The organism is Aliiruegeria sabulilitoris, from assembly GCF_001558155.1.
Taxonomy (GTDB): domain Bacteria; phylum Pseudomonadota; class Alphaproteobacteria; order Rhodobacterales; family Rhodobacteraceae; genus Tropicimonas; species Tropicimonas sabulilitoris.
The window spans coordinates 82790-89440 of record NZ_LOAS01000026.1; the positions used below are offsets into that span (position 1 = coordinate 82790).

A 6651-nucleotide genomic window follows, 5' to 3' on the forward strand; every position below is an offset into this window, starting at 1 on the left:
TACAAAAATCGGTACATCTCAAATTGAGCCAAGTCGAGGAAAGTATTGTGTCGGGTACAAAATGGATCGAGGGCATCGATCTCACTGGACGGGCCAAGTACAAGGCACTGGCCGATCACCTTGCCAATGCCATCGAAACCGGAGTGCTTCCGGTCGGCGAACGGCTGCCGCCGGTGCGCCAATTGGCTTGGGAAGTTGGCGTCACCCCCGGAACCGTCGCCCGCGCCTATTCGCAGCTCACCGATGCCGGCCAGCTCGAAGCGGTGGTCGGGCGCGGCACCTTCGTTGCTCCCAAGCGCCCGGCCGTCTCAGAAGAAGACTGGCTTCGCGCACATCCCCAAGAGGATGGCGTTATCAACCTCTTCAGCCCCCGCCTGCCCGATATGGGACAAGTGTCCGCGATCCGGGCCGCTCTGCGGCAGGTCGCTGACGGACCGATTGCCGATCTGGTCGAATATCCCAGCCGCGAAGGGTTCCGACCCGCCCGGGAAGCCGCCGTAAAGTGGCTGTCGGACATGCCGCTCGGCAGCGTCGGACACAAGGACGTGGTGCTGTGCAATGGCGGACAGAACGCGATTTCGTTGGTCTTGCAAGCCGCGCTGCGCGAGCAGAAGCCGACGATCATGGTCGAGGATCTCTCTTATCCCGGCTTCCGGCGCGCTGCCGAAGTGCTTCGGATCGAGGTCGTGGGCGTGCCGAGCGACGCACAAGGGCTGATCCCTGAGGAGCTGGAGCGGATCGCGCAGCGCAGCGGGGCGCGGCTGATCTGCACCTCGCCCGAAGTGCATAATCCGACCGGATTGCACACCCCGCTGGAGCGCCGCGAAGCCATCGTTGCAGCCTGCCGCCGCGCTGGCGGGGTGCAGATCCTCGAAGACGACTGCTATCGCATCGGCCCGGCCCGCGCGCAGAGCTACCGTGCGCTCTGGCCGGAGGGGGCGTGGTATGTTTCCTCAATTTCCAAGACGATCACCCCGGCGCTGCGCATCGGCTTCGCAGTAGCCGCGAAAGGGCGTTACAACGACCTGCGCCGGGCGGCGGAGTATGGCTTTTTCGGCCTCGCCCGCCCATTAGCCGAAGTGGCGCGCATCGTGCTGAGCGACCCGGAAACACAGCGCATCTCGGTCGCGGTGCGCGGCAGAATCGCCGAGTATATCCGCGTAGCGGTCAACATGCTGGGCGGGTTCGATCTCAAATGGCACGACGACGTGCCATTTCTATGGCTGGACCTGCCGCGCGGCTGGCGGGCGTCGGAATTCACTCTGGCCGCGGAACGTGCCGGCATCCAGATCCGTTCGGCGGAGGACTTCACCCTGCGCGAAGGCCGCGCGCCCCATTCGGTACGTATCTGCGTGAATGGCCAGATTTCACTGGAACGTTTCGAGGTAGCCATGACGGTTCTGCGCGACCTGCTGAATAATCCGCCCGAACAGATGACGGTATGACAGGCCTCACACCCCGCGTTCTTTCCGAAAACGGAAAGCGCCGCGTCGCAGCATTCATTTGACAGCTGCGCCATCTGTCGGCACAACCCTTTACCCAAAGGGATAAGGGAGGTTCTTCATGGACAAGGTATACGGCAGCGCCACCGAGGCGCTGGACGGGTTGCTGCAGGACGGCATGTTGATTGCCGCCGGGGGCTTCGGTCTCTGCGGCATTCCGGAGCTGCTTCTAAACGCGATCAAGGAGTCGGGCGCGAAGGATCTGACCTTCGCCTCCAACAATGCCGGCGTCGACGATTTCGGTATCGGTATCCTGCTGCAGACCAAGCAGGTGAAGAAGATGATGTCCTCCTATGTGGGCGAGAATGCCGAATTCATGCGGCAATATCTCTCCGGCGAGCTGGAGCTGGAATTCAACCCGCAAGGCACGCTGGCTGAGCGCATGCGCGCCGGTGGTTGTGGTATCCCGGGCTTCTACACCAAGACCGGTGTCGGCACGGTCGTGGCCGAGGGCAAGGAGCACAAGGAGTTCAACGGCGAGACCTACATCCTCGAGGAAGGGATCTTTGCCGACCTGTCCATCGTCAAGGCCTGGAAGGCCGACCCGACCGGAAACCTTGTCTTCCGCAAGACCGCGCGCAACTTCAATCCGCCTGCAGCAATGTGCGGCAAGGTCTGCGTTGTCGAGGTCGAAGAGATCGTGCCAACCGGCTCGCTCGACCCCGACTCGATCCACCTGCCCGGCATCTATGTCCACCGCCTGATCCAGGGCGAGCACGAGAAGCGCATCGAACAGCGCACCACCCGCAAGAAGAAGGAAGTGTAATGCCCTGGGATCGCAATCAGATGGCGGCACGGGCCGCACAGGAGCTTCAGGACGGCTGGTATGTGAATCTCGGCATCGGCATCCCGACGCTGGTGGCCAATTACATTCCCGAAGGCATCGAGGTTACGCTGCAATCGGAGAACGGCATGCTGGGCATGGGCCCCTTCCCCTACGAGGGCGAAGAGGATGCCGACCTGATCAATGCCGGCAAGCAGACGATCACCGAACTGCCCCAGACGGCCTATTTCGACAGCGCACAGAGCTTCGGCATGATCCGTGGCGGCAAGATCGCGATGGCGATCCTGGGCGCGATGGAAGTGGCCGAAAATGGCGATCTAGCGAACTGGATGATCCCGGGCAAGCTGGTCAAGGGCATGGGCGGCGCGATGGATCTGGTGGCTGGCGTCGGTCGCGTGGTCGTGGTGATGGACCACACCAACAAGAAGGGCGAGAGCAAGGTGCTCAAGGCATGCACCCTGCCGCTGACCGGTCAGAGCGTCGTCGACCGCATCGTCACCAATCTCGGCGTCTTGGACGTTGTCGAGGGCGGGCTGAAGATTGTCGAATGCGCCCCGGGCGTGAGCGAGGCAGAACTCCGCGCCGCGACGGAGGCGACGCTGGTGTGATGAAACTCAGGCAGCGTCATGGTGGCGCTGCCTGAACCTCTGCATTGGGAGCAATCGCCGCTCGGTGGCGCGCACTTCGCGCGAGCGAACGATCCTTCGGATCGTGCCTCCGGCGGGGATATTGTCAGTCAGAAGAAGATGTCCGGCACTCCCCTTTTTCTTCTGACCTAAAATATCCCGGGGGTCTGGGGGCTGAGCCCCCAACGTCGAACAATGGTCCAAGGGCTGCCCCCCACAAGCCCACGGACATTCTCGGCATCACGCAAAAACCGGAAACAATTCCATAAATCGGCCTCAATTGCCCGATATCCAAGAACAAATGACAACAAGCACGAGCAGTGCCTCTGAGGATCAACATGTCTTCCCTCCGGTGTCGAGCCCGGAAGAGAGCGGTTTGCGTTGAACCGGACGAGACAGGACAAGGCCGCTTCCATGACCTGGAAACAAATGGAATACACCGGCTGGGGACGGTACTTCCGCGCCGAAGGCGAAATCGCGCGGCCCGAACGCGCCGCGACACTCGAACATCTCTCCGCGCAATCGCCCTGCCCGGCCATTGGCCAGCGGCGGAGCTATGGCGATGCGAGCCTGAACAGCGGCGGCCGCGCCATCAGCACGGCGCGGCTCGACAGGTTCCTGGGCTTTGATCGCGAAACAGGCATTCTCGAGGTCGAATCCGGTTGCATGCTGGGCGATATCGTCACCCATTTCGGGCCCCGCGGCTGGCTGCCAACCGTCCTGCCCGGCACCGGTTTCGCCACCGTGGGCGGCGCCATCGGCATGGATGTGCATGGCAAGAATCATCACCATCAGGGCAGCTTCGGCCAACACGTGCGCGACATGACGCTCGCTCTGCCCGACGGGATACACACAATCGCCCCTGACGATCCGTTATTCGCGGCCACGATCGGCGGCATGGGGCAAACCGGTCCCATCGCAAGCGCCCGAATCCAACTGACGCCAACAAAGGGCGCACTCGCTATGGTGACGGAACGGCGCATGCCGGATCTGGACAGCTATTTCGACGCGCTGGACGCGAGCGAGGCCACCTATACCGTCGGTTGGATCGATGCCACGGCGCGGGGAGACGCGCTCGGGCGCGGCATACTCGAAGAGGGCGAGACCGGCGCCGGGCTCGTCCCCCCGGCCAAGCGTGGCAAGCGGATCCCGATGGATGCACCGCATTTTGCGCTCTCTGGCCCAATCGTACGCAGCTTCAATGCCGCATATTACCGGCGCATTCCGGAACGTGGCCGAACGGTCGTGAAAGCTCTGGAAGACTTCTTCTTCCCGCTCGACAAGATCCACGACTGGAACCGCCTCTACGGCAAGCGCGGATTCCACCAATTCCAATGCGTGGTACCGCTGGACGAGCGCGAGGTGCTGCGCGGGATGCTCGAAAAGGTCAGCGCCTCCGGTCTTGCTTCGCCGCTTGCCGTGCTCAAGCGTATGGGACCGGCCGAAGGCGGCATGATGTCTTTCCCCGCCGAAGGCTACACGCTCGCCATCGATTTCCCCGCGCGCGAACAAGCGCCCGACATGATCCGCAGCCTGATCGACATGACGGCTGAGGTGGACGGGCGCGTTTACCTGGCAAAGGATTCCTTCGCCTCCCCGGAGCATATGGACGCCATGTATCCCGAGCGCATCGCCTGGGCCGAGATCGTCAACGAGTTGGACCCGGACCAGAACTACGCCACCGATCTGGTACGCCGCCTTGACCTGAGGAACCTGTGATGACCGACGCAACAACGGAAACCTGGCTCATTCTCGGCGCGACCTCTTCGATGGCCCGCGCGCTGGCCCGCAAACTCGCCGAACGCGGCGCAAACCTGCTGCTGGCAGGCCGCGACATGGCCGACCTGGAGGCGACAGCATCCGATTGTCGCCTGCGCGGCGCCGCGCTCGCCGAGAGCCTGCATTTCGATGCGCGCGCGCCAGAGACATTCCAGCCCATCCTGGACCGTATGCGCGCCATGGACGGCACACTCAACACCGCCGTCTTCGTCGGCTCCATGCCGCCGCAGGGGGAGATCGATACCGCCCCGGAAATGCTCGACGGCGTTGTTGCCGACAGTTTCACCGGCCCCGCCCGACTGCTGCACGGGCTTGCCCCGCTATTGGAAGCGCGTGGTTCGGGCACGATTGTCGGGGTCGGTTCGGTTGCCGGGGACCGCGGACGGGTCGGGAACTATGTCTATGGTGCCGCCAAGGCCGGGTTCGCCACCTACATGTCCGGACTGCGCAACCGGCTCGGGCGTTCGGGCGCGCATGCGATCACCGTGAAGCCGGGATTCGTCGACACCGCCATGACCTGGGGGCTGGAGGGCATGTTCCTCGTCGCGCCGCCCGAAGCGGTGGCCGACAGCATTCTCAAGGCCGTGGAGAAGAAGCGGAACGTGATCTACACGCCCTTCTTCTGGCGCTACATCATGATGATCATCCGCGCCGTGCCGGAACCCATCTTCCGCAAGATGTCGATCTGAGGACAGTCGACCGCCGGGCTCACGGCTTGTCGACCACCTGAGCCGTCTGCATGCCGCGCCGGAAGACGCAGCCATCGGAGACAAGCTGCGGTTGCGTCAGGCACAGCCCCTTTGCCACGTTCCAGGCGGCAATCACCTTGGGCACGTAATCACGCGTTTCCGCATAGGGTGGCACGCCCGCGTTGCTGCGCACGGCATTCTCACCGGCGTTGTAACCCGCCAGCGCCATGATCGGATCGCGGTCGAAATGCTTCAGAAGCCAGTCGAGATAGGCCACCCCTCCGCGAATATTCTGCACGGCGTCGGTCCGGTCTTTCACGCCGAACCGTTCGGCCGTGGCCGGCATCAACTGCATCAGGCCCGTAGCACCCGCCGAGCTCACCGCCGCCGTGCGGCCCGAACTCTCGATCCCGATCACGGCCAGCACGAGCGCGGGAGAAACTCTCGTCCCAATGGTGGCCTTCAGGATCTCGGCGCCATGTTGATCGGCGATCGCTTGCAGATGGGAGAGCCGCGGCGCCTTGACGCTCGCACCGCCTGGCCCGTTCCGCAACGCCGCGACAGCGGTCTCCATGCGTCCGGAGCGGCTGTCTGACATATGCGGCGAGATAAGGTTCCAGAACCACGCATAGCTGGACGAAGGAACGTCTTTTTCGGCCTCGCCCATGGCTTCGACCGGCGAGTCGGCCCCGCGCTTCACATCATGCGGCACCTCCGGGCGCAGGGGAACGGCCGGATTGAGCGCCAGCATGCGTTTCTGCTCCACGGGGTCGATCTGAACCATAATCCGTTTGCCGCCAGGTAGCCCGCCACCGACCTTCACCCGCTTGAAGGTAAAATCCTTTTCGCCGGCGGCCTGCTCGGCGACAGCCACGGACCCGGCAAGCGCAAGTGCTGCCAGGGTCGTCCATCCAAGACAACGCATGGGCCTGCCTCCCATTTCTTTTCGTTTGCCTGCTCTTGTTTTTTGCCTTGGCCTGATGGTCTCAAAATCCTGGGCCCACGCACAGCAGGAACAGGTGCCGTGCGGAAATTTCTGGTCGATTCATGTGAAAAGGGCACAGTAGAGGGCGCCGATGCCGTGATTTTAGCGCCATACGCCGCCTGTCGGCAGTACGAACGCCTAGGAATACTGGGCGAAACGTTGCCCGGCATGGAAACCGACTTTCCCGAAAGTCATTCGAATTTTCACGTAATTATCCCGGCAAAGTACGGAAAACGAACGATCCGCGCCCAATTCCTGCCCGAGTTCACTGGCTTTCTATACCCAT

General features: G+C 62.9%; 7 protein-coding genes. 6 read left to right on the plus strand and 1 reads right to left on the minus strand.

All coding sequences use genetic code 11. The annotated features are described in order from the left end of the window. The first annotated feature begins 47 nt into the window (after positions 1-47). The 5 genes from AX756_RS19780 to AX756_RS19800 all read left to right on the plus strand — a co-directional run bounded on the left by AX756_RS19780 (position 48) and on the right by AX756_RS19800 (position 5380). Entirely contained in the window at positions 48-1445 is a 1398-nt protein-coding gene (locus AX756_RS19780) for an aminotransferase-like domain-containing protein (RefSeq protein WP_068315958.1), read from the plus strand. Between the two features lie 118 nt (positions 1446-1563). Beyond that, complete coding sequence (locus AX756_RS19785; RefSeq protein WP_068315961.1) at positions 1564-2268, plus strand: CoA transferase subunit A; 705 nt, start codon at positions 1564-1566, stop codon at positions 2266-2268. Next, positions 2268-2894 carry a CoA transferase subunit B gene (locus AX756_RS19790; protein ID WP_068315965.1) on the plus strand — a complete coding sequence of 209 codons (627 nt, stop codon included), beginning with the start codon at positions 2268-2270 and terminating at the stop codon, positions 2892-2894. Before AX756_RS19785 ends, AX756_RS19790 begins: the two co-directional genes overlap by 1 nt. A 432-nt stretch (positions 2895-3326) precedes the next feature. Continuing rightward, on the plus strand, positions 3327-4631 hold the full coding sequence (locus AX756_RS19795) for an FAD-binding oxidoreductase (protein WP_068315968.1): 1305 nt from the start codon (positions 3327-3329) through the stop codon (positions 4629-4631). Then, positions 4631-5380, plus strand: coding sequence for an SDR family NAD(P)-dependent oxidoreductase (locus AX756_RS19800; RefSeq protein WP_068315971.1), 750 nt, complete (start codon positions 4631-4633; stop codon positions 5378-5380). The genes AX756_RS19795 and AX756_RS19800 overlap by 1 nt, the downstream gene beginning before the upstream one ends. Before the next feature lie 19 nt (positions 5381-5399). On the opposite strand, the gene AX756_RS19805 is transcribed toward AX756_RS19800, so the two are convergent. Then, entirely contained in the window at positions 5400-6305 is a 906-nt protein-coding gene (locus AX756_RS19805) for a lytic transglycosylase domain-containing protein (protein WP_068315974.1), read from the minus strand. 99 nt (positions 6306-6404) lie between these two features. Here AX756_RS19805 and AX756_RS26435 point away from each other — a divergent pair. Beyond that, on the plus strand, positions 6405-6651 hold a 247-nt coding region (locus AX756_RS26435; RefSeq protein ID WP_231701111.1), incomplete at its 3' end, for a hypothetical protein.

Bases quoted from the DNA above. Each gene is read 5' to 3' on its own strand.
- AX756_RS19785 (WP_068315961.1), top strand. From the start codon at position 1,564: ATGGACAAGGTATACGGCAGCGCCACCGAGGCGCTGGACGGGTTGCTG.
- AX756_RS19790 (WP_068315965.1), top strand. From the start codon at position 2,268: ATGCCCTGGGATCGCAATCAGATGGCGGCACGGGCCGCACAGGAGCTT.
- AX756_RS19795 (WP_068315968.1), top strand. From the start codon at position 3,327: ATGACCTGGAAACAAATGGAATACACCGGCTGGGGACGGTACTTCCGC.
- AX756_RS19800 (WP_068315971.1), top strand. From the start codon at position 4,631: ATGACCGACGCAACAACGGAAACCTGGCTCATTCTCGGCGCGACCTCT.
- AX756_RS19805 (WP_068315974.1), bottom strand. From the start codon at position 6,305: ATGCGTTGTCTTGGATGGACGACCCTGGCAGCACTTGCGCTTGCCGGG.